The following is a 23555-nucleotide window of genomic DNA, read 5'->3' as shown; positions in this document are numbered from 1 at the left end:
GCCAGGGGGCCGGCCGAGTATTCCCGGCGCTCCCCGACGGCGCCGGTCATTCCGGCTGAATGCCGGCGGCTTTGATCACCTCAGCCCATTTCACGGTCTCGCCGCGCACGAACGCGGCCAGCTCTTCTGGCGTCGATGGGGAGGGTTGGCCTCCTGTCCGGCTGAAGTATTCAGTAGCCGCCGGGTTCGTCAACCCCTGTCGAATCAGCTGGCTCATCCGCGCGACCACCGGCTTTGGCGTATTGGCAGGAAAGAAGGCAGCAACCCAGGCCGTCATCTCGTACCCCGGCAGGCCGCTTTCCGCCATGGTCGGGACATTGCCGAGCAGGGGATGGCGGCTGGACGTGGTCACGGCGACCGCGCGCAGCTTGCCGTTCTGAATCAGGGGCAGGGCCGGATTGATGTCGGAAATCATGAAGTCCACCTGGTGGCCCATCAAGTCGGTCAGGCCCTGCGGCACGCCCTTGTAGGGCACATGCAGTGCCGATGAGCCGCTCATCATCTTGTAGAGCTCACTGGCGACCCGGGTGGAAGAACTGCCGCTGGCGAAGGTCATCTTGCCTTGCCGGCTTTTCGCCAGCGTGGTCAGTTCTGACACCTTCTGCACCGGGCTGTCGGATGGCACCACCAGGACCAATCCGCTCTTGGCGATCAGCGAAACCGGCGCATAGTCCTTGATGGGATCATAGGGCAGCTTCCTGAACAGGGACGCATTGGCCGCGTGGGTGGTATTTGTCGTGATCAGCATCGTGTACCCATCTCCGGGCGCCGTCGCGACCGCCGTGGCCGCGATGAACCCGTTGGCACCGGGGCGGTTTTCCACGACGACGGTCTGTCCGGTCTGGGCCGTGATGGTCCGCGCGATGTAGCGCGCGATGTTGTCCGTGCCACTGCCTGCAGGGAACGGCACCACGACACGAATTGGTTTTTCCGGATACTCGTTCGGGCCGGTTGCCCACACCCATTGCGGGGCCGCTGAGGCAGCTGCCAGTCCGGACAGCAGGGCGAGCATGCGTCGCCGGGGAAATCGCTGGATCATCTTGTCTCCTCCCGCATCCCGGGATCTGATGGATTGACTTGGCCGCGCTTGCGTCAGGACAGCGGATCGTGTGCGCGAATGACAATCAGCTCGCACGTCCCGTCTGCCGATTCGAGGCTGAGCTCCGCACCGTCGGGAACGTAGACCCACTCCCCAGTCCCGGCGGCAAAGCGCTCGCCTTCGATGCGACCGTGAATCGTGCCGCCACGCACGTAGAGCACCTGCTCGGTCTCGCCAAGCCTGTGCGGCTCGGCGCCGCCATCGGCAGCAAGATCGACCATGTAAATGTCGAGAAACCGGGAATCGACGGTCTGGCGTGTGATGACCGGCCTGGCGAGCGCGCCACGGTAGTGCGGCAGGGCGATCGGTTCGGTGCTGGCGGGAACGTCGCGGACCTCGGCGGCACCGGCCTGAAGGCGCGGATCGTCCGGGCCGGTCGCAGTCACTGCTGCGTTCGGGTTCTCGCTGTACGGCGGCGCGTAGACCACCATCACCTGCACCGGTTCGTCGCTGATGACCTCGAAGCGATGGAAGACGCCGGCCGCATTGAAGCTCCAGTCCCCTGCGCGCAAGACGCGCTGCTTTCCCGGTAGTTCGCCGAGACCCTCGCCGGCGAGCAGGAACGACGCCTGCTCGAGGTTCGGGTGTGCATGCGGCAACGCGCCATGGCCCCGCGATATCGTGCCCAGCAGGACCTCGAGCCGGCGCGCGCCGACAGTCTCCTTGCCGATGATGCGCTGGTTCGCCGTTCCCGTGTGGTTGGCCGGTGCGTATGCGGCCACGTCAGTGGCCCTCCGTACAAAGGGTGATGTCATACCGATGTCTCCTTTCTCGAATGGTGAAGGCTGTCGCGCTCAGCGGCGGCTGTCGGGGATGGCCAGCGCCGGGTAGTGCTCGGTCAGCTTGGCTGGCATCTCCACATCCAGGATGAAACGATCACCGCGATACCAGAACTCCCCTGCCAGGAGCACATTGCCGTCGACGTCCAGCGTCGATCGAATGATCCTGGCGATTGGCGCCCCGAAGCCATAGGCGAGATCGCGTGCCAGGATGTAGTCGGCCGGCTCGACCGTCATGGTCTGCTGCATCATGCCAAGGCGGTCGCCTTCGACCTGGCGCAGCAGGTGACCGAGCTTGTGGTGCTTTTCGCCACCGCGTGGAAAGCGGGCAAAGACTGACGAGGCCACATACACCTCGATCAGGCAGAATGGCGTGCCGCCATGCAAATGCAGTTTGCGGACCATCACATAGCTGTCCAGCGGCGTGCCGCGGCGGGCCAGCCCCGGCCGCAGCGCCACGCCCTCGCGCATTTCCAGGATGCGGATTTCCAGCTCGCTGCCATGGGCCGATTCGTCATTGATGGCGGAGCGCAGGCCTTCTCCGGGTGCTGGCGGCTGCTTCATGACGTGGGTGCCACGACCGCGCTGGCTGCTGACCAGCCCCTCTTCCGTCAGCGCAGCAAAGGCCTGGCGAACGGTGACCTTGGCGATCCCGTAGGTTTGCGCGAGGCTGTCCACGGTTGGCAGCTGCATGCCCACCGGGTACTCGCCCGAAACGATCTTGTGCCGGATGACGCTGGCCAGTTGTCGATATCGCGTCACGCCGCCGATGCCGTCGTCGGCGAGGATGACGCCCTCGTTGGCAGCTGCGTTGGACGCATTGCTCGTCATGACAACAACTCCCGCGGCACGCGCACCGGCATGGTCAGCAGGATCTGCGCCATGCCCTTGCCAAGCGGATCATTGCGCAGCGACGCCATGCCACCGCCATCCAATGCTGACTCGCAGACAAAGTTCATGGCGTCGAAGCCGGGCAGGTCGTAGCATGTCACCGGTCCCTTCACCAGATACCCAAGCCAGTCCGCCACGCGCGCCACCGTCACTTCGGCCCGCAGCACGGGCAGGTACGCCGGCCGGCGGGCGATCAGCCCGATGTTGGAGGTATCCCCCTTGTCACCGCTACGGCCATAGGCAAGCCGTATCAGCGGAACTTCGACGGTATCGTGTTCCGCAGGGCCGGCGCCCGTTGGTTCAGCGACTGCAGGTGCTGCGGCCGCGACCGGTGCCGCCGGGCTGCCCGAAGGAACGGTGACGCCGCTGCGTACGCCGTCCATCACCACCGCCGGGGTCAGGGCGCTCTTGTCGAGCAGGAATGCATACTGGCGGATCGATGGCGAGGGACTGGAACGCCCACCGGCCGAGCCCGTCGTGCCCGGCGCCCAACTGGTCCCCGCCGCGGCGATTTCCCGCGCGAACAGTTCCAGCGCCGCCTTCTCGGGATGCATCACCGCCAGCCGCATCACCGCCTCGCGGGTGTGTCGGACGGCAGCATGTGGCCCAAAGCAGGACTCCGCTCCCAGCACCTCTATGTGGGTGCGACTGTAGTCTCCCCACCCGTTCTCCCCGAACAGCTTGCGCGTGCGGGCAAGGATCGCCTGCGCCGTGCGTTCCGCCTTGGCGACCGCGTCGACGCCGACGATGGAAAGCTGTGCATTGCAGCGAAAGCCGTCGACGTAGGTGGCACAGACCTTGTAGGCATTGCCCGGGGCCCGCCCGCGCGCGCCGCTGACTTCCACCAGGTCCGGCGCGGCCTGCCGAAGGGTTACCTGCGTGAAATCGCAGGTGACGTCTGGCAGCAGGTAGGTGGCCGGGTCGCCGATCTCGTACAGCACCTGCTCGCCGACCGTGGCGGTATTGACCAGTCCGCCGGTGGCGGGCGGCTTGCCGACCAGGAAGGTGCCGTCGGCACGGCACTCGACCACCGGATAGCCGATGTCGTGCCAGTCCGGGACGCTTTCCCAGTCGGTATGCAAGCCGCCCGTCGCCTGGCACCCGCACTCGATGATGTGGCCGGCCAGACTGCCTTGCGCCAGGCGGTCATAGTCGTCCGCCTGCCAACCGAACTCGTGCATCAGCACGCCGAGCGTCACGGCACTGTCCACGCAGCGTCCGGTGATGACGATCTGGGCGCCCTGGTCCAGCGCTTGTTTGATCGGCAAGGCCCCCAGGTACGCGTTGGCGCTGACCACCTTCTCCGGCAGGGGTCGGCCTTTCTGCATGTCCTGCACACCGGCTTCGCGCAGCTGTGGAAGCAGCGGCATCACGTCATCGCCTTCCACCACGGCGATGCGCAGCGTCAGCCCCTGTTCCGCGGCCAGCGCGGCAATTGCCTGCGCACACCCGTGCGGGTTCATGCCGCCCGCGTTGCTGACCACGCGAATCCCACGCTCGGCAATCTCTCCGAGCAGGGCCTTCATTGTCACCGTCACGAAATCGGTGGCGTAACCCAGTTCCGGCTTGCGCAATCGGGCGGCGGCGAGAATCGACATGGTCAGTTCGGCCAGGTAGTCGAACACCAGGTAGTCGATATCGCCGTGGCGCACAAGCTGTGGTGCGCCAACGCTGCTGTCGCCCCAGAACCCGGAAGCCCCGCCAATGCGTACCGTTTTCGCGTCCATTCTCATCTCCCTATCTGCCAGCCCACTCGGGCTGGCGCTTCTCGCGGAATGCCAGCTGGCCTTCGCGCGCGTCCTCTGTCAGTGCAAACAGCCCGATCTGGCTTTCCGTGAACGCCATGGACTGCTCGAACGACATGGTTTCCATATGCTTGAGCGTGTACAGCCCCCGACGGATGGCGGCGGGCGAATTGTTCCGCAGGCGGGTCAGCAGCAAGTCCAGCCTGGCGTCGAGATCGTCGCTGACATCGTTGATGAGCCCCGCGGCCAGCGCTTCCCGCGCGGACAGTGGCTCGCCGCACAGGCACAATTCGGTGAGCGTGCGACGCGGCACCAGGTGCTGCAGCACGCTCAGCACCTGCGCCGGGAACAAGCCCAGCTTGACCTCCGGCAGGCCGAAGCGGGCACCTTCGCTGGCTATCGCCAGATCGCACATCGCCATCAGCCCCATGCCGCCCGCCATGCAGGCGCCATTGACACGGGCGATCAGCGGCACCGTCGACTGCCTGGCGCAGCGGAAAAGGTCCGCCATCCCCAGGTAGGGCTCGGCGTAATCGAAGGCAAAGGATTTGCCGGTCTGCAGATCGGCGCCGGCGCAGAACGCCTGCTCGCCCATTCCGGTAATGACCACAGCGCGGATGTCGGCGTCGCGATTGGCGCGCCGGATGCCGTCGCGAAGTCCCTGCAGCACCCCCGGCGTGATGGCATTGCGGCGCTCCGGCCGGTTGATGGTCAGGTAGAGTGCTGCGTCCCGGACCTCGCTCAGCAGTTCGTCATTCATGCGGAGTTCCTCCTTCGGTGCGTTGCACTTGTGACCCATCCCTGGAGATGCCAGACGCGAACAGCGTATCGATGGCGTCGTCGTCGTAGCCGGCCTCACGCAGGACCTCGCGGCTGTGCTCACCCAGGCTTGGTGCATGGCGGCGGCTGGTCGGTGGGGTGCCATGCCATTCGCTGGGCACCGCCATCTCCCGGATACGCCCGACGGCCGGGTGGTCCGATTCGCTGAAGAAACCGATGTCCTGCAAATGGGGATCGTCCAGCAGCGACTCGAATGTGTGCATCGGAAAGACCGGAACATCGGCGTCCTTGAGCAGGGTGCGCCATTCCTCGGTGGTGCGCTTGGCCATTTCGTCGCTGACCATGGCATACAGCTCGGTGATGTTGGCGGTGCGGGTGTTGATGTTGGCGTAGCGCGGATCGGTGTCGTACACCTCCGGCTTGCCAATGACCTCGAGGAAGGCCCGCCAATGATGATCGTGATAGATCAGGCAGCAGACATGTCCGTCCTTGGTCTGGTACGGTCGCCGCTCGGGCGAGAGCAGGCGCGGATAGCCGAAGCCGCCCTTGGGCGGGACGAAGGTCTCGCCATACAGGTGGTCTCCCATCACATAGGGAACCATGGTCTCGAACATCGGGACATCAACGCGCTGGCCTTTGCCGGTGCTCATGCGCGCATACAGGGCGGCACAGATCACGCCGAAAGCATAGAGTCCCACCGAGCGATCGGCGATGGTGATTGGCAGGTATCGCGGACTGTCGCCACTGCCCAGCGAAACGGCTAGCGGCAGGCCGGTTGCGGCCTGGATCAGATCATCGAAGGCAGCCTGGGGCGCGTAGCGTCCGCGCTGCGAAAAGCCGAACATGCCGACATAGACCAGGCGCGGATTGATGGCCGACAGCGATTCATAGTCCAGCCCCAGCCGCTGCATGGCCTGCGGGCGCACGTTGTAGGCCAGCACGTCGGCATCCCGTACCAGGGAAAGCAGGGCCTCCCGCCCCTCGGGCGCTTTCAGGTCAAGCACGATGCTGCGCTTGTTGCGGTTCAGGCCAAGGAAGAGCGGCCCCAGCTTTTCATCGCCGCAGGGACCTATGCCGCGCGTACTGTCTCCGCCCGGCGCCTCGACCTTGATTACATCGGCGCCAAGGTCAGCCAGCATCTGCGTGGCAGAGGGCCCCATGAATACTGACGTGATGTCAACGACTTTCACGCCGGCCAGCGGCCCCGTTGTCTGGTCTTTCTTCATATCCCTTTCATCTCGGTGGGGCAATGTATGACGGCTGGCCGGGAGGCCACCGTTGCCTGCCGGTTGGCCGCCACATCGCGCTTGCAACAACACATCGATCATCGGTCGACCTCCGGCCTGGCCAGCCCTGGTATCCGCTTCTTGATTTTCGAGACGGTGTGGAGCTTCACCCGCTGCGCCCATGGCCCATCGATGGTGCGCAGATTCTTGTCCTTGAGATGCGCCAGGCCGAGCTCGTCGCTGAGTTGCGCAAGGGACGTCTCGACATCGAGCGAGAGGTTGGTGACAAGAACGTCGCCGCCATGGAAGACGAGGCTGTTCGACCAGAGGAAGCCGATGGGCGCCCCCTTGCGATCGATGCCGCCGAAGTCGCCGAGCTTGGCAATCACCTGCCCCTGCGTCGGCTCGAGCACAAGAATCTCGTTAGACTGGTTGCACGCGATCCAGAGGTTGTCGTGCTCGTCGATGATCAGGCCGTCGGGACCGCCGCCGATCCGGTTGACGAAGACTTCAGGCGTGCCGGGCTCGAGCGTCGACCCGGTCACCGGTATCTTGACGACGGTGTCGTTCGCCGTATTGGCGACGAACAAGGCCGTCTTCTTGTTGTTGAACGACAAGCCATTGGCGCCGATGGTCGGTGGTATCCGCGTGGGCTTCAGCAGCGCGCTGGTGACCCATGCCGACGCTTCGCCGCCGGCGGGTCCGACTTTCCAGATGATGCCCTGGTGGGCGTCGGTCACGTAGACGTTTCCGGCGGGGTCGAACGTCATCCCGTCGAGGCCGGGGTTCTTGCCGCTGACCGTCATGAATACGGACGAGGCACCCGTCCTGGGATCGACGCTCAGGATCTTCGCGCCCAGGTAGTCGACGACGAGCAACTGGCCCGTCCGGGGATGGAAGCCGAGGTCAAGCAACAATCGGCTCGAGCCCTTGATGGTGACAGTGCGCAGGTGCTTGCCCTGCGGGTCGAACACAAGCAGCGCGCCCTCGCTCGTCCTGGGTTTTTCCACCGCCACCGTGACGACGTAGACGTTGCCCTCGCGGTCCACGGTGATCCCCTCGGGATGCGCCTCACCCGCGGGCAAGGTGGCGAATGCCTCAACCTTGCCGCGCTCCCAGGCTCTTGCGGCCAGCGGTGTCGCCAGCAACACAAGCCAAATCAGCATTGGCAGTATCGGCATCCTGTGGGCTTTGATCATTCTCATATTGCACTCGCTCAATCGCGCGGATTGATGGATCGTCACAAATTGATCTGATCGGTGTCGTACACGCTGATCTCCAAAGGAGCAGAGGAACGGCACCGCGCAGGCCGACGAGCGGCCTGCCATGGTGGTAAGTCGCCTTTTTATTCCTCAGTAACGTCGGAGCCGTTGCCGCGGACGTAGGGCATCGGTCCGATGCCGCGTGCGGCCGCGAGCGTGTGGAGCGCGTACTGGATCGAGAGCGCGTCATTGAGCGAGTGGAAGGTGCCGTCCTCGTTGAAGCTCACTTGCGCGCCTTCGATCCAGGCGATGGTGATCGTGTCCTCGGTGTTGTCCTCGGGGGTATAGAAGGTGTGCACCGAGCCGCCGGGTTCGTACAGGTAGGAGCCGGCCGTCTGCGGCTGGTCGGGGTACTCGCGATACTTCCAGCAGCCCTGGATCGTCCACACCTGCGCCGTCCCGGTGTGGTAGTGGATCGGCAGGGAACAACCGGGTTCCACGATGGCCATGAAGACCCACTCGCCGCGCTCGGGGTCCAGGCGCAGCGGCTTGATGTGGATGCCCGGAAAGACGTCCTTGATCAGCGGGATCTGCTCGATGTTGACGGTCAGGAGCTTGTCCTGCGGCAGGGCGGGCAGCGGCAGCTTGGCGCCGGTGGACGTGGTGGGCTGCTCGAGAATTCTTGCATTCATGAGTTGTCTCCGTTTGTCAGAGGATGTGAAACAGTGGAAGGAAGCCGCCCTTTGATGAGACGGAAGAGTCACGCCGGTCCGGCGGGAAACTCAGAGCTGTGGCGGCAATGCGCCGAGGAATAGAAGCGTCCAGCGCGACGGTGAAGCCTGGATAACCTCTGCCCGGCCGCATGTCACTGGATACTCCTAAAGTTCTAATGTTAGAAGTTTAGAGGCTGAGGAAGGTTTTTTCTGCCCCTTGTTTACCCTAGGGACCGGATCAAGGGCCTATCGCTTCATTTGTGCTCGCTAGCCGCTCGCCGCTGGGGTTCGGTTATGGCGGGCACCGCCTTCAATGCGGACGCCGGGATCTCGATTTCGGAGACGTAGCGGTCACCCCGATACCAAGTGACGCCCGCGTAGAGCACGCTGCCTTTGCCATCCAGAAGACGCCGCGACATCTTGGCGACGGGTGAGGCGAACGGGATCTTCAGCATGTCGCACAGAGGAAAATCCGCCGGCATCACGGTCATGCGTTGTCGCACACGTTTGCTGCGCGAGCCCAGTTCATCGAGCACCGCGGCGAGAAGCTTTTTCTTCCTGGCGGTGTCCTTGGGCAAGGCGTCGAAGACCGGGGCCAACACATAGATCTCCGCGTAGCAGAACGGCTCGCCGGAATAGGTGTGCAGCTTGCGGACACAGACGTATTCGCCGTCCGACAGGTCGGCCGGTCCGAGCAGTTCCTGCGGCACGCCGGTGCGGCGCCGGACTTCGAGTACCTCAAAGGCGAGCGCCGCAGGTGCGGCGAACGGATCGTTGATCGCCAGTTCGATGTCGCCCGTGGCGGCGGGCAGGGCAGCCACGTGGGTGCCGACACCCCGCTGGCTACGAATCAGCCCTTCTTTGGAAAGCAGCTCATACGCCTGCCGGACGCTGACGACGGCCACGCCGAGGTCAGCCGCGAGCTGCGTGATCGGCGGCAGCAGCATGCCGAGCGGATATTCGCCCTTTGCGATCCGGTACCTCAGCAACGAAGCCAGCCGCTGATATTGCGCAACGCCCCGTTCAGCCGACAGCTCCGCCCGCTCAATCCCCGTAGTTCGTTCGTCCGTCATTCCAGTTGCCTGATACCCAGAACATTGGAGTATGCACCAGAAGAACGGGCGGCCTATCAGCTGGCAGGCGTCTACCGTCGGCCGGCTGGAGCCGGTAGCGTCGAGATGTGGCGCGGTGGCAGCGGGTGCGGAGCGTTTCACGTCTAGCGGTTAAGCGCTTGCACGCCAACCGCTATATCGGCCGCGGTTGCCGCGAGGATCTCCCGATACGCTTTCACCACGCCTTCCACCGGCCCGGGCGCGGGCACCTCCGTTTCGGTGCGGCCGCTCAGGACCTTGCCGTCGGGCAGCCGCCGCACGGTCCAGGCGATGGTCGCCGCTGCCCGCTTGCCCACGTCGGCGTCGAGGGCTACCACATCGGTCGTCACGCGGAATGCCCGCTGCGTCGCCGACAGGCCGCGCTGGTAGACATCCACCGCATCGAGGCTCGCCTGCAGTTGCTGCGACAGCGCATCGCGCAGTTCGTTGGGGAATGGTGAGGTCCAGCGCGAGGTGTCGGACAGCTTGAGGCCACCGCCGTTGCCGTCACGCACCACCAGCTGAATGCGGTTCAGGCGCTCCGGCACGCGCACCGGCGTGACTTCGATCCATAACGGGTCGCCGCTACGGCTGGCTCGCGCGGTCGCGGGCGGCGCGGCGTCGGAGCGACTGGCCGCCAGCGTGTAGTAGCGTGCCTCGGGCGACGCGCAGCCGTTCATCAGGGTCGTGGCGGCGGCCAGCGCAACAAGCATCGTCAGACGCTTCATCATTTCTCTTCCCTCTTGCCTTGCAGGAGCGCTTCGGGATGCCGCTCGAGATAATCGGTGAGCATGCGCAGCGAGACGGCTGTTTGCGTGAGTTCCTGCATCATCCGGCGCGTATCCTGTTGCAGCGAGGCGTCGGGCGCCAGCGCGCCATTGGCCGTGGCGAGCGTGCGGCGCATATCCTGCAGCGCGGCGACCACCTGTGGTGCCACATCGCCATTGACCTGGGCCACGAGCTTGTCCGCATTGACGAGCATCCTGTTCATCGACACTAGCGCCGTGCGCGCGTCCTGCCCGATCTGGTCGAACGGCACCTTGCCGATCTTGGTGACGATGTCGCCAAGCTTGGCCTGCAGCTCGTCGAAGGTGCCCGGTGTGGTGGGAAGCTCAGGCACGGACGCGTTCAGGTCCAGATCAACCGGCGCGGACACTTTCGGAAAGAAGTCGAGTGCCACATACATCTGGCCGGTGAGCAGGTTGCCGGTGCGCAACTGCGCACGCATGCCGCGCTGTACCAGGCTATGCACGATGGCGCGCTTGCGCGTGTCGTCAGCCACGTCGTTCTCGCGCAGACCCATGCGAGACGGATAGAGCTCCACCACCACGGGCATGCGGAAGGCCTTCTTGTCACGCTGGTATTCGATACCGATCGAGCGCACCTGCCCGACGGTCACGCCGCGGAAATCGACCGGCGCACCGGGAGACAGCCCGCGCACGGACTGATCGAAGTTGAGCACTGCCAGTGCGGGGGCGAGCTCGTCCGGTTCCTTCATGGCTTCGGACTGGTCCGCTGCCAGCAGGTACTCGGTGTTCTCTGCGGCCGCGGCATGCGCGGTCGAGTGGTCCGGGGCCTGGAAGGCTACGCCGCCAAGCATCACGCTGGCCAGCGACTGCGTGGACAACTTCAGCCCGTTCGCGTCCAGTTTTAGGTCGACACCGCTGGCGTGCCAGAAGCGCGTATCGGCTGAAACGAGCTTGTCATAGGGCTTGTCGACGAAGACCCGCAGCGTGATGTCGCGGCCGTTCGGTTCGAGCTGGTACGCCACCACATGGCCGACCCGCACGCGACGATAGTAGACCGGTGAGCCGATGTCGAGCGAGCCCAGGTCCTGCGCACGCAGCACGAACTGCCTGCCGGAGGCGTCGGTGGTGATGACCGGCGGATTTTCGAGCCCGGTGAAGCTGTGCGTGGTCTCGCCCGACTTGCCGGCATCCACGCCGATATATGCGCCCGATAGCAGTGTTTCCAGTCCCGACACGCCACTGATGGCAAAGCGGGGCCGTACCACCCAGAACCGTGTGTCGGCGACGGCGAAGTTCTTGGCGTCCTTGGTCAGCGCAATCGTCGCGATCACATGCGAACGGTCCGCTGCCAGCCGTGCTGTCTTGACCAGTCCGATATCGACATCCTTGTAGCGCACGGCAGTCTTGCCTGGCGTCAGGCCTTCGGCAGTGCGGAAGGTGACAGTGATCTCGGGCCCGCGCGACGCAAGCGTGCTGACCAGCAGCGAGAGCCCGACCACCGCGGCAACGATCGGGATTACCCAGACAAGGGACGGTAGCCAGCGCGCGCGGGGCTGGCGTCCTGGCTGCGGTATGTCGTTGGGAGGAGGATGGTTAACGTGTTCGGGCATTATTGGCGTGCAGAAATTCGATGGGGGAGGGCGAGGTCTCGAGCGCATCCCACAGCAGACGGGGATCAAAGCTCAGTGACGCGAGCATGGTCAGTACGACAACCGAGGCAAAAGCCAGAGCTCCGGCACCGGCCGTAATCGTGGCCAGCGCCCCGGCACGCACCAGCGATGCCAGCAGTGCCACCACGAAGATATCGAGCATGGACCACCGGCCGATGACTTCGACCAGGGTGTAGAGCCTGGTCTGCTCGCGAATGCGCCAGGTCGATCCGCGGCGCGCCGATAGCAGCAGCAAGGTCAGGATCATCATCTTCAGCAACGGGACGACGATGCTGGCGATCAGCACCACGATTGCCAGCATGTATGAACCGGACAACCACAGATAGATCACGCCGGACAGGATGGTGTCGCGCTGCGTGCCGAAAATTGACTGCGTCACCATGATCGGCAGCAGATTGGCCGGGATATACAGCAGGTAGGCGGCCAGCAGGAAGGCCCAGGCGCGCGCCAGGCTGGCCGGCTTGCGATGATGCAGTACGGTGCCGCAGCGCGGACACGGTTCGGCCTCGAGCGTCATCGGACTGAGCCGGTCGCAGGTGTGGCACGACAGCAGTCCGCGCGAGGTCGCGGTGGGGTGGGGCGAGTGAAGCGCGGTCACGGCGCGGCATCCCGCGAGCGGGCCGGTACGTCATCTGCATCGTGCGCATCGAGGTGGTGCCAGAGTTCACGCGGGTCGAACGACAGGATGACGGCGAGTACGACCACCAGGGCAGCGAACGACCAGAGCGCGACGCCAGGCACCACCTGCGCTATGGTCGACAGCTTCACCAGCGTAACCAGCACGCCGATCATGAACACTTCGATCATGCCCCAGGGCCGCGTGCGGCAAATGCCGCGCAAGATGCGCTCGAACCCGGGTGGCGTGCGCTGCCGCGCCATCGGCACGAGCAAATAGCACATCATCAGCAACTCGGCCAGCGGAAACAGGATGGTCGTGGCGAACACGAGCATCGCCACCGGCGCCATGTCGTCCGCGTAGAGTGCCTGTACCGCGCTCCATAGCGTGGTCTCCATGCGCGAACCCTTGAGGTCCATGGCGACAATGGGGTACGCGTTGGAAATAAAAAGCAGGATCAAGGCAGTCACCACGAGCGGCAGCAAGCGGCGATAGGCTCGCGAACTGTCGCGATAGAGCGCGCCGCCGCAGCGCAGGCACGTGGCACGTTCGTCGTGCTTCAACGCGGCGCGCGTATGGAGCGCGTCGCAATGCTCGCACGCCAACAGCCTGTGCGGATCCAGCATGGCAACCGGCGGCGAGGCGTGGTTCTGATGCACAGGTGTCCTGGGGAAAATGATCGGCCTCGTTGCGTGAGGCAAGCAGCGCGTGCGCGCACCGGAATCCTTCATGAGTTCCGTATTCTTCCACATAATGACTTACGTGTCATCATGACATTGTGTGTGTTATAAGAAGAGCACGGGCGCCGCTGCTGCCAGCATGGCGTACTCCATGTTGGCGGCGTTGAAGCGGCGTATTGATATAATCGCCTCGTCACATAAGGTCCTCTAACTGAAGATGCCTGCCGTTCCTGATCCCAAAGACCACCGCCCTCGCGTTGCCGCAGAACGGCGTGCACGGATGCGCCAGCGTCTCATTGAAAGCGCGATGATTGTTTTTGCGCAAAGGGGTGTCGGAGCCAGCGTGATCCCGGAAGTCATTGCATCAGCTGGCGTCTCGCAAGGTTCCTTCTACAACTACTTCCGTACTAACGAGGATCTGCTGGCGGCTGTCGGCGACGCGCTCAGTCACGACATGGTGCAAATGATCGAGAGCGTGGTCGGCGATATCGAAGACCCGGCGTTGCGTGTTGCAACGGGTATGCGCCTATACCTGCACCTTGCGCGCTCCTATCCTGTCGTGGCGCAATTTCTTTCCGGTACGGGCCTGCTTCTGGTCGGCGGCAAGGGTGCTGCCGTCTACGAATACCTGCCCTCGGATATCAAGGAAGGCCTGAAGACGGGCACGTTTGACGAGGCTTCGGCCGACGTGGCATTGGACATGGTGGCCGGCGCCGGGCTGATCGCCGTTCACCGCATGGCCAAGGGAAGAACCGCCAGGGATTATCCCGAACGGATTGTGCGGGCGGTGTTGCGGTCGCTTGGCGTGTCCGCAGCGAGTGCGGTACGGTTGACCTCCGCGCCTTTGCCAAAGCTGGTGGCTCCGCCGGAATCATTGCTCGAAAAAGCCCAGGAGAAGCTCGCCGCCAAGGCCGAGCCCTCCAACTAGCAGCCAGCGCTACGGCACATCGCTGATCGTTTCCGCGAGCAAGCCATCGAACAGCGCTTCGCTCGCATGCAGCGGCGACCTGGATATCGCATCGGCCGCTGATTCCTCCACGCCCAGGGCGCGCAATGCCACCGCAGCGGCGAGCTCCGAAAAGTCTTCGCGGCATTCGGTATCAAGCATGCTCTGCATTGCGCTCATTGCGGCGCCGGCAACGATATTGAACCCCAGGGCGATCGGCATGCGCTTGAAACGATTGCGACGAACGCCTTCCTCTATGTCCCTGCGGACAAACTCCAGCATATTCGGCGCGTGGTAGCCCGCCCATCCGAGCCGGCCAAGGATGCCAGCCACACCGGGCTGGTGTACCGTCAGGATCGACGCCAGCCGTATTCCCCTGGCGATGTGCTCGGCCGGGTCGTCATGGTCGCGCACAATGGGGTCGGCCGCCCGCACCCACTGTTCAGCCATCTTCCCGACAAGCTCCCGCACGATCGCATCAGACGACGGAAAGTACTTGTAGAACGTTCCGCGTGAAACCCGTGCTGCCGAAATGATGTCGTCGATGGACGGCGTCGAGGCGCTGTTCTCCAGCATCAGGCGCATCGCACTGTTCAGCAACAGCGAGCGCATACGCTGCCGCCGTGTTGCCGCAACGCGCTGACGGTGGTCGCCAGTCTTCCACGGTCCTGTTTCAGCTGCGAATTGCGTCTGCATCGGGGTCATTGATCTGTTTCCTCCTCATGGTTAATGCGTCGACAACGCCGCGCGCCGGTCTTCCTGCGTCTTCGGCCTATACCCGTCGCATCACTTTGCGTATGCCGTTGTCGTTGCGCACCACAGCCTTCGGGCGCGCGCGTTCTTCGTCTCATGCGGTCCGGGACCGCAAAGTCGACCCGTCCTCACACAATAAAATAAATTGTACGTCATCATGACAAATAAGTCAGTATGACGTAGACTTCGAATCCTCAGGAAGGGCGAAGAGCCCGAACAGGCTTGCCGTCAATGACGCCAGCACGAGTCCGGTCAGACCGGCTCGGTGACGTGGATCGCTGATGACTCGCAGGCGAGCGACGGACCTTAGTGGAGCGCAGAAATTGAACAGGAACCTTCGAGCGGCAGCTCTTACCATCATCGCGGCACATCTGGCCGCGTGTACCCCGGGTCCGGAACCCGAACGCAAGGACGTGAGGCCGGTGCGGACAGTGGTCGCCGGACGCACCGCCGGGTCGGTCGGTGCGACCTATTCAGGTGAGATTCGTGCGCGTTACGAAAGTCAGTTGGGATTCCGCACCGCCGGCAAGATCGTCGCGCGCATGGTGGAAGTCGGCAGCCATGTCAAGCGCGGCCAGCCGCTGTTCCAGCTCGACACCACGCAGGAAACGTTGCAGGTAGCCGCAGCGGGTGCGGAGGCTGATGCGGCAAGAGGCCGGGTAGCCCAGGCGCGGGTGGACGTCAAGCGTACCGAGCAACTGCTCGCCCAGAACTTTGCCTCGCAAGCCGAGCTGGACCAGCAGCGGCTGGCGCTTAACCAGGCGGAAGCACAACTGCGCTCGGCACAGGCGCGCCAGCAGCTCAATGCCAACATGCGCGGATTTACCACGCTCGTAGCAGACCGCGATGGCGTGGTCAGCGCAATCAATGCGGAAGCCGGCCAGGTGGTTTCAGCGGGGCAGACGGTCGCCACCGTCGCGGCAGACGGCGAACGCGAGGTCTCGATCAGCATTCCGGAGTCGCGCGTCGACGAACTACGCAAGGCGCCGACACTGACGATTACGGTGTGGGCGCAGCCGGACAAGTCCTGGACAGGCAAGCTCCGCGAGCTCGCACCGGACGCGGACGGCGTCACCAGAACGTACTCGGCACGCATTTCCATTCAGGAGGCGGATCCGGAGCTGCGGTTAGGCATGACAGCGTCGGTGAACGCACCCGACGTGGACGGCAGCGGCGTAGTCCGCGTGCCGCTGACCGCCATCGTCGATCATGAGCGTGGCCGCCAGGTATGGGTGGTCGACCCGAAGACGTCGCGGGTGATCGCACGTGAAGTCAAGCTGGGCGCAGCGCAGAACGACAGCGTGATCGTGGTTGGGGGACTGGCGGGCGGAGAGACCGTGGTCAGTGCCGGCGTGCACATGCTGCAGGCTGGCCAGCAGGTGAAGGTGGCCGAGGCGTTGACGGTCGCCAGGGCGGGAGGTGCGAAGTGAAAGGTATCAACCTGTCCGAATGGGCACTGAAGCACCAGCAGATGGTCGCGTTCCTGCTGTTGCTGTTGTCAGTGGCCGGCGCGCTCGCATACGGCAGCCTGGGCCAGAAGGAAGACCCCGAGTTCACCATCAAGACCATGGTTGTGCAGGCGTACTGGCCGGGAAGCTCCGCGCAGCAGATGGCCGACCAGGTCACCGACAAGATCGAGCGCAAGCTGCAAGAGGTTGCGGAAATCGACTATACGTCCACCTATGTGAAGCCGGGCGAAACGCAGGTCAAGGTCAACCTGCGCGAGGATGTACCGCCGGGTGCCGTGCCGGATGTGTGGTACCAGGTCCGCAAGAAGATGGGCGACATCCGACATACCTTGCCACAGGGCACGCAGGGTCCGTTCTTCAATGACGAGTTCGGAGACACGTTCGGTAACCTCTATGCCATCACGGGCGATGGCTTCGACTATGACGACCTGAGACGGATTGCGGACGCCGCGCGTAATGAGTTCCTTCGTATCGGCGATGTCAACAAGGTCGACCTGGTAGGCAAGCAGGAACAGAAGATCTATGTCGAAGTCTCCACCGCCAAGCTCGCCTCGCTGGGTATCGACCCGGCACTGATCGCGTCGACCCTCGCACAAACCAATGCCGTGACATCGGGCGGGACGGTGCAGACCACCGCGGAGCAAGTACGGTTGGCGGTCAGTGGCGAGTTTGACTCGGTCGAAAAAATTCGCGCCATCGGCATCCGTGCCGGCCAGCGTACCTTCCGTCTTGGCGATATCGCCGACGTCCGCCGGGGCTTTGTGGAGCCCGCCACCTCGAGGATGCGCTTCAACGGCAATGAGGCGATCGGACTGGCGGTGAGCATGCGCAAGGGCGGCGACGTGATTCGGCTTGGCGCAAGGCTGGATGAAACGATCAAGCACATCGAGTCCAACCTGCCGGTGGGCGTGCAGATCCACGCGGTCAGCGACCAGCCGCGTATCGTCGAGCATTCCGTATTCGAGTTCAAGAAGAGTCTGGCCGAGGCTGTGATCATTGTGCTCGTCGTCAGCTTCCTCTCGTTGGGCTTGCGCACCGGACTGGTCGTCGCGCTCAGCATCCCGCTCGTGCTGGCCATGACCTTCCTGGCGATGTACGTGATGGGCATTGAGTTGCAACGCATCTCGCTGGGCGCGCTGATCATTGCGCTCGGACTGTTGGTGGACGACGCCATCATTGCCGTCGAAATGATGGCGCTGAAGCTGGAGCAGGGCTGGGACAAGTTCCGCGCCGCCACATATGCCTACACAGCCACCGCTTTCCCGATGCTTACCGGCACGCTGATCACGGCGGCGGGTTTTCTTCCGGTCGGCTTTGCGAAGTCGGGAACGGGCGAATATGTGTACTCCCTGTTCCAGGTGGTCGGTATTTCGCTGGTGTTGTCCTGGATCGTGGCCGTCCTCTTTACGCCATACATCGGCTTCAAGCTCCTGAAGGAGCATGCGCACGCGTCGCATGACGAGGACGCGGTCTACCAGCGCGGCTTCTATGTCAGGTTCCGCCGCTTTATCGACTTCTGCCTGAAGCAGCGCGTGTGGGTGCTCGGCATCACGCTCGCCGCGTTTATCGGCTCGCTGCTGCTGTTCAAGGCAATACCCCAACAGTTCTTTCCCGCGTCTGACCGGCCCGAACTCATCGTGGACCTGTGGATGCCGAAGGCTTCCACGTTCGAGGCGAGTCAACGCGAGGTCCAGAAGCTGGAAGACCTGCTCAAGGGCGATCCGGACATTGCGGCGGTGACCAGCTTTGTTGGCAACGGTGCGCCGCGATTCTACCTGCCCCTCGACGTGCAGACGCCCAATCTGAACCTGGGCGAGATGCTGGTGATGACGAAGGGCGGGGAAGCACGGGAGCGGGTGAAGGAGAAGCTCGAGAAGCTGTTCGACGAGAGATTCCCCAATGTGCGTGGCCGCGTCAATCGACTGGAAAACGGTCCGCCGGTCGGTTACCCGGTGCAGTTCCGCGTGTTCGGGCAGGACAACGCCAAAGTTCGCGCAATCGGGCAGAAACTGGCCGCAATCATGCGCGAAGAGCCGCACGTGCGCGAGGTCAACCAGGACTGGGGCGAACGCGTCAAGCGCTTGCAGGTCGACGTCGACCAGGACAAGGCGCGTGCACTGGGTGTCAGCTCAGGCCAGATCAAGGAGGCACTTGAGGCTTCGCTGTCGGGCACGCCAATCACCCAGTACCGCGAGGAAGACCAGGGTATCGACGTGGTCTCGCGCCTGGTCGCGGCGGAACGCACGGACCTGAACAACCTGAAGGATGCAAAGATCTACGTGCGTGACGGCAAGTTCGTGCCTGTCTCTCAGGTGGCCCGACTCACGCTTGACAGCGAGGACAGCGAGCTGTGGCGGCGTAATCGCGTGCCGACGCTGACGGTTCGTGCCGATATCGCCGGGGCGCAGGCACCCGACGTCACGCGTGCACTGCAGCCGAAGCTCGACGCACTGGAGAAAGAGCTTCCGCTCGGCTATGGCATCGAGATCGGTGGCGCTTACGAATCGAGTGCGAAGGCCCAGCATTCTGTTTTCGCGGTGATGCCTGTGACGATCATCGCGGTGCTCCTGCTGCTGATGATTCAACTGCAGGATATGAGAAAGATGGCGATGGTCCTGCTGACCGCGCCGCTCGGGCTGATCGGTGTCAGCGTCATCATGGCCGCGTTCCGGATTCCATTTGGTTTTGTCGCCATGTTGGGCGTGATCGCCCTCGCCGGAATGATCATCCGGAACTCGGTGATCCTGGTCGTGCAGATCGACCAGGACGTGGCCGCAGGTGTCCCCTTGTGGACGGCCATCGTCGAGGCCGCGGTGCGACGGCTGCGTCCGATCGTGCTGACTGCCCTGGCGGCAATCCTGGCGATGGTGCCGCTTACCCATTCCGTGTTCTGGGGTCCCATGGCATGGGCAATCATGGGAGGGCTCGCCGTTGCCACGGTACTGACCCTCGTCTTCCTTCCCGCCCTGTATGCGACCTGGTACCGGGCCAAGCGTCCTGCGACCGTCTGATCGCAAATGTGACGATGAGAGTGTTTTCGATGAAAAGATTGAGTATGGCCCTGCGGGCCGGGCAAGTGGCGTTGGGCTGCATGCTTTTCCTGAACGCTGGAGAGTCGGGCGCTATCGATCTCGTGGGGGCCTATCAGCAGGCATTGGCGCATGATCCGACGAGCCTCGCTGCGAACGATGCGCTCACGGCGGGGCGGGAGAGGGCAGTGCAGGGCGACGCCTTGCTGCGTCCCCGCGTAAGCCTCCAGGCGACACTGGACCGGATCAATAATCGTTCGTCCGGCAACCCGCCGGCCGACGTTGCGCCGTTGGTATCCAGCGATAGCTCGGGAACTGCGCGGCAGGCCGGCGTGGTGCTGCTTCAGCCGCTGTACGACAGGACCGCGGTAGCCACGAGGAAGCAGTTCCGCGAGCAATCGAACCTGGCGCAGACGCAGTTCGACCAGTCTCGCCAGGACCTGGCCTTGCGGGTGGCCGAGGCATACTTCGGCGTGGTGTTGAGCGAGGAGACGCTTCGCGTGGTGCAGGCCGAGAAGGCGGCGTTGCGACAGCAACGCGACCGCGCGAAGGCGCGCTTTGACATCGGCCAGGGCAAGATCACCGATCTCCATGAAGCCCAGGCGCGCCTGGATGGGGTCGAGAGTCGCGAAGTCACGGCGCAATCTGCGCTCGAACAGCGACGCACGCGATTCCAGGAAACCGTTGGCATGCCGCCCGATCAGCTCAGCGGGCCGGCGCCCGGTTTCACGCCGCGGCCGCCGGAACCGGACAATCTCACGGCGTGGCAGGCAAAGGGTGAAGAACAAAGCTACCTCGTCAAGACCAGACAGTCGGAGCGTGACATTGCCGGCGCGGAGATCGATAAGTACCGCGTCAGCAGTCGCCCGACCGTCGCGCTCGTGGCGCGTTATGGCGCACAAGGGCAAACCGGCAACCTGGCTCCGTGGGTTGCAGCCAGCAACACCCGGACCGCGACGGTCGGCTTGCAGCTCACCATTCCGCTGTACGCGGGCGGCGGACTGGATTCGCGCGAGCGGGAATCCGTTGCGAGGAAGAGCCAGGCGGAGCAGGAGGTTGCCGCCGCCCGGCGCGACGTGCGCCTGAAGGTGCAGGACGGATTCCTCTCGGTCAAAACGGGCGTGTCGCGCGTCGCCGCACTCGAGCAGTCGTTGACTTCGGCGCGTAGCGCGCTCGCGGCAACGACGCTTGGCCGGGACCTCGGTACCCGTACGGAACCCGACGTGCTCGACGCGCAGCAGCGCGTGTTCACCGCTGAGCTCGACCTGGTCCAGGCACGCCTGGACTACCTCCTTGGCCGTCTGCGGCTTGCCGCCGCGGCGGGGGAACTGAGCGAGGAAACCTTGCGCTCGCTGAATGTCTGGCTCGCAGCCTGATCGAGAAATCCTATGCCAGGAGATCTGCAGCACTACTGGAGCGGCGCCTTTCTCGCCGCTAACGCGTTCATCGGGCTGAACATGGTGGGCGCGCTGCTGCTCGGCATGCTGGTTGGCTACGAGCGCTCATACAACGGCCGCGCCGCCGGCATGCGCACTTATGGCCTCGTCTGCATGGCGTCGACGGCCTTGACTGTGTTCGTCGGCTATCCGGGGCTGTGGTACGGGGGTGCTTCAGCGCACGCCCAGGCAGACCCGACCCATATCGTCCAGGGAGTCGTCACCGGCTGCGGCTTCCTTTGCGCGGGGGTCATCATGAAGGACGGCATGAGCATCCGCGGCCTCACGACCGCGGCATCGATCTGGGCTGCCTCGGCCATAGGGGTGTTGCTCGGCGTTGGCTTCTATGCCGCGGCGTTGCTGCTTGCCGTGCTCTGCGTGGGCTCGATGTCCCTGTTGCACCGGCTGGAGGCCAGGCTTCCGGGGCGCATGACGCTTGATGTGTCTCTGACTTTCCAACCCGGAGAAGCGCCTGACCTTGATCTGCTGATCGACAGGGCAAAGTCCCGCGGCTATCGCGTGTTGCACGACAGCCTGACCATCACGTTTGCCGACAACCAGGCGGTGTGGAGAGTCAGCCTGGTCGCACCGGACAAGGCGCGCGCAACATCGCCGGCAGCATTGGCGGCCGAGATGGCTGCAACACAGGGTGTCTCCCGGTTCAGCATCCTGCCGGTGCGCAGTTGATTCGGGTACGCGAGCACTTCTTTATCAACCAACGCTGTTTTGCTGACAATGCATGGTGATCTAAATGAAATTACTGAGGAGCCTGGCGCTATTGACACAACAAACAAGACCGCACATGGTTTCAGACCATAGGATCCAATTAGTGAAGTCCACCGTTGCGATCACGCTGTTTGGAATGGTGTCGGCGGCAGCGTTTTCCGCTCCGCAGACAAGCAGTCGAGCCCAGATCCCAGACCAGCGTGGCATTAACGAAGGCTGGAAAGGCACTGAGCTGTAATCCGCGCCGCTTTCAAAGCAGGAAAGCTCCGGGGCACAGCCGATTTCAACACCCGCGACTATGCCGGCTAATGGATCGGCGACCTTTCCTTACGCCGTCGTGCCGTACGTTAGGTTACCTAGCGTTGCTCCGACTCCCCCACCGATGCCACGTTTGCCGTAGGGAGGCACGGGCCACCAGCGAAGGCGAGCTGAGCAGTGGCAGTGCTGCAATTGCGGCCGCCGCGTCGCCTGTTGCAACCAATCATTTTGCGCTGACCGGAATTACAATCCCCTGCTCCAAACTACACATATTGCGATGTATCGGGAGAGTGACATAGACGGCTTCACCACAGCTTAGGGCCCGTTCCGGCAGGTACGTCCTTGCGAGTGACGTTCATGCGGTTCACGAGGAACCCGTGGTCGCGATGCATGCATCGCCCGCAAGTCACCTCGTGTGGCGCCTCATGAAGAATCGTGTGACCACACCATCAGGAGAGAGCGATGAAAATTCCTACCCGTACTCTGCGCTCGACTTGTGTCGCTGCTGCACTGGCGGTGGCTGCCGGGAGCGCGTTCGCACTCGATACAGGCGGCATTATGCGTGTCGCTGCCGATACCACGGCTGCGCCTCCCAGCTCCGCCCCTGGCATGCCGGGCCGCGCCGAGGGTGATCGCGAGCAGCGGCCTGCGGCTACCACTGACCTGAGTGCCGAAAAGACCAAGCAAAGCGTCAGCGACAGCGCCATCACGACCAAGGTGAAGACCACGCTGCTTGCCACCAAGGACCTGAAGTCCACGGGCATTCACGTGAAGACCAGGAACGGCACGGTCAACCTGAGTGGCTCGGTGCCGACGAAGGAACAGCACCAACTTGCGGTGGACACCACGCGTAGCGCGGAGGGTGTGAGTTCGGTGAACGACAAGCTGAAGGTATTGTCGCGGTAAGCCGTAGCCTGCCCGGGCATAGTTGGCGGGGCAGGCTTACCCGAGCGGCGCAGACTCAGGCCACGATCCCTTCATTGTTCACTCAGCGCAGATGCCCGCCAAACAGTCCGAGCAGGCCGATGACGATAAGGTAAATGGCGACGATATAGTTAAGCAGCCGCGGCATGGCAAGAATCAGGATCCCGGCGATCAGCGAAATGAGAGGGCCAGCGCTGGTGATGATGTTCACGATGACTCCATGGGATTGGCGTGCTCGGGCGGGGACCCCGCCGGTGGCTACAGGCGGCCGCTTATTTGGCAACGATTCAGCGTAGGCGAACGCGTTATACGATTGCAATATGACAGCGTACGGAGGAAGCGCCAGGCAGACGCGTTGGTGCCCGGTCTTCTTGCCCGCGGTCTTGATGTCATTCTTGAGTGCGCGCTCAGCGCACGCTCGCATGCGCCATCGATTCGCGTACAGGCCTGACATGGCGTCAGCCAGGTGACCAAGCAACGCGCGAGTGTCAACGCCGCCCTGGGCCAGTAGAGCCGTTTTGACAGCGAGCGGATTTCGCGGAAGGTAGAGGCATCATCGCCAGTTGATCCCTGCCAAGTCGCGAGCCTTCGAGAACCCGGCGCTGATAGTCGCCAACCAAACGGCATCGCCGCGCGATACGCGTCCAACTGGACGGACATGATGGATCAGGTATTTGCTGACGACGCGTGTCGCTTTGCAAAGAGCGGCGGGCGATGATCGCCCTTTACGGCTGACCTCTCCCCATTTGATTACACACAAGTCAGTCACCCAG

At 63.6% G+C, this 23555-nt stretch carries 21 protein-coding genes and 1 pseudogene; 6 read left to right on the top strand and 16 right to left on the bottom strand.

All coding sequences use genetic code 11. The features are described 5' to 3' along the window. Positions 1–46: 46 nt before the first annotated feature. The 13 genes from CF68_RS09225 to CF68_RS09165 form a co-directional block, all read right to left on the bottom strand. Positions 47–1039, bottom strand: coding sequence for a tripartite tricarboxylate transporter substrate binding protein (locus tag CF68_RS09225; protein ID WP_035817741.1), 993 nt, complete (start codon positions 1037–1039; stop codon positions 47–49). 53 nt (positions 1040–1092) lie between these two features. Then, positions 1093–1854: a cupin domain-containing protein gene (locus CF68_RS09220; protein ID WP_035817740.1), complete on the bottom strand. Its 762-nt coding sequence runs from the start codon at positions 1852–1854 to the stop codon at positions 1093–1095. Positions 1855–1893: 39 nt separating this feature from the next. Further along, entirely contained in the window at positions 1894–2709 is an 816-nt protein-coding gene (locus tag CF68_RS09215; protein ID WP_013959830.1) for a GntR family transcriptional regulator, read from the bottom strand. After that, positions 2706–4496, bottom strand: coding sequence for an acyclic terpene utilization AtuA family protein (locus CF68_RS09210; protein WP_035817738.1), 1791 nt, complete (start codon positions 4494–4496; stop codon positions 2706–2708). Before CF68_RS09210 ends, CF68_RS09215 begins: the two co-directional genes overlap by 4 nt. Positions 4497–4506: 10 nt before the next feature. Beyond that, a complete protein-coding gene (locus tag CF68_RS09205; protein ID WP_035817736.1) occupies positions 4507–5274 on the bottom strand; it encodes an enoyl-CoA hydratase/isomerase family protein in 768 nt (255 codons plus the stop codon). Next, positions 5267–6520 carry a CaiB/BaiF CoA-transferase family protein gene (locus tag CF68_RS09200; RefSeq protein ID WP_035817734.1) on the bottom strand — a complete coding sequence of 418 codons (1254 nt, stop codon included), beginning with the start codon at positions 6518–6520 and terminating at the stop codon, positions 5267–5269. The genes CF68_RS09205 and CF68_RS09200 overlap by 8 nt, the downstream gene beginning before the upstream one ends. 98 nt (positions 6521–6618) lie before the next feature. Further along, positions 6619–7719 (bottom strand): SMP-30/gluconolactonase/LRE family protein, encoded by a 1101-nt coding sequence (locus CF68_RS09195; protein ID WP_235205711.1) that lies wholly within the window; start codon positions 7717–7719, stop codon positions 6619–6621. Between the two features lie 146 nt (positions 7720–7865). Then, positions 7866–8414, bottom strand: a complete 549-nt coding sequence (locus tag CF68_RS09190) for a 2,4'-dihydroxyacetophenone dioxygenase family protein (protein ID WP_013959825.1) — start codon at positions 8412–8414, stop codon at positions 7866–7868. A 275-nt stretch (positions 8415–8689) separates the two neighbouring features. After that, positions 8690–9508, bottom strand: a complete 819-nt coding sequence (locus CF68_RS09185; protein WP_035817731.1) for a GntR family transcriptional regulator — start codon at positions 9506–9508, stop codon at positions 8690–8692. Positions 9509–9651: 143 nt separating this feature from the next. Further along, positions 9652–10257: a membrane integrity-associated transporter subunit PqiC gene (locus CF68_RS09180; protein WP_035817729.1), complete on the bottom strand. Its 606-nt coding sequence runs from the start codon at positions 10255–10257 to the stop codon at positions 9652–9654. After that, entirely contained in the window at positions 10254–11885 is a 1632-nt protein-coding gene (locus tag CF68_RS09175) for an intermembrane transport protein PqiB (RefSeq protein WP_035817727.1), read from the bottom strand. The genes CF68_RS09180 and CF68_RS09175 overlap by 4 nt, the downstream gene beginning before the upstream one ends. Further along, complete coding sequence (locus CF68_RS09170; RefSeq protein WP_035817725.1) at positions 11869–12543, bottom strand: paraquat-inducible protein A; 675 nt, start codon at positions 12541–12543, stop codon at positions 11869–11871. Before CF68_RS09170 ends, CF68_RS09175 begins: the two co-directional genes overlap by 17 nt. Further along, entirely contained in the window at positions 12540–13187 is a 648-nt protein-coding gene (locus CF68_RS09165) for a paraquat-inducible protein A (RefSeq protein WP_051591464.1), read from the bottom strand. The genes CF68_RS09170 and CF68_RS09165 overlap by 4 nt, the downstream gene beginning before the upstream one ends. 334 nt (positions 13188–13521) lie before the next feature. Between CF68_RS09165 and CF68_RS09160 the strand changes: the two genes are divergently transcribed. Beyond that, positions 13522–14169, top strand: coding sequence for a TetR/AcrR family transcriptional regulator (locus CF68_RS09160; RefSeq protein ID WP_049800746.1), 648 nt, complete (start codon positions 13522–13524; stop codon positions 14167–14169). A gap of 9 nt (positions 14170–14178) precedes the next feature. Here the strand turns inward: CF68_RS09160 and CF68_RS09155 are convergent, their stop codons facing one another. Continuing rightward, entirely contained in the window at positions 14179–14892 is a 714-nt protein-coding gene (locus tag CF68_RS09155) for a TetR/AcrR family transcriptional regulator (protein WP_035817719.1), read from the bottom strand. Positions 14893–15263: 371 nt separating this feature from the next. Here CF68_RS09155 and CF68_RS09150 point away from each other — a divergent pair, with 371 nt between their 5' ends. The 5 genes from CF68_RS09150 (at position 15264) to CF68_RS09130 (ending at position 22764) form a co-directional block, all read left to right on the top strand. Beyond that, positions 15264–16370 (top strand): efflux RND transporter periplasmic adaptor subunit, encoded by a 1107-nt coding sequence (locus tag CF68_RS09150; protein WP_235205710.1) that lies wholly within the window; start codon positions 15264–15266, stop codon positions 16368–16370. Next, positions 16367–19420 carry an efflux RND transporter permease subunit gene (locus CF68_RS09145; RefSeq protein ID WP_035817713.1) on the top strand — a complete coding sequence of 1018 codons (3054 nt, stop codon included), beginning with the start codon at positions 16367–16369 and terminating at the stop codon, positions 19418–19420. The genes CF68_RS09150 and CF68_RS09145 overlap by 4 nt, the downstream gene beginning before the upstream one ends. Before the next feature lie 80 nt (positions 19421–19500). Continuing rightward, positions 19501–20814: a TolC family outer membrane protein gene (locus CF68_RS09140; RefSeq protein WP_235205709.1), complete on the top strand. Its 1314-nt coding sequence runs from the start codon at positions 19501–19503 to the stop codon at positions 20812–20814. A gap of 12 nt (positions 20815–20826) precedes the next feature. Next, the gene (locus tag CF68_RS09135; protein ID WP_035817707.1) at positions 20827–21561 is read left to right on the top strand and encodes an MgtC/SapB family protein; all 735 of its coding nucleotides are present in this window, start codon (positions 20827–20829) and stop codon (positions 21559–21561) included. Positions 21562–22320: 759 nt separating this feature from the next. Further along, positions 22321–22764, top strand: a complete 444-nt coding sequence (locus CF68_RS09130) for a BON domain-containing protein (protein ID WP_035817705.1) — start codon at positions 22321–22323, stop codon at positions 22762–22764. An 82-nt stretch (positions 22765–22846) separates the two neighbouring features. Here CF68_RS09130 and CF68_RS36125 read toward each other — a convergent pair whose 3' ends face one another. Continuing rightward, on the bottom strand, positions 22847–22993 hold the full coding sequence (locus tag CF68_RS36125) for a DUF3096 domain-containing protein (RefSeq protein WP_084187141.1): 147 nt from the start codon (positions 22991–22993) through the stop codon (positions 22847–22849). 342 nt (positions 22994–23335) lie between these two features. Continuing rightward, positions 23336–23555: pseudogene (locus tag CF68_RS38190) on the bottom strand (hypothetical protein); the annotation flags it as partial.

Source organism: Cupriavidus sp. SK-4 (assembly GCF_000611125.1).
Lineage (GTDB): Bacteria > Pseudomonadota > Gammaproteobacteria > Burkholderiales > Burkholderiaceae > Cupriavidus > Cupriavidus necator.
Note: the sequence above shows the minus strand (reverse complement) of the source record. Positions and strands in the feature narration are given on the sequence as shown.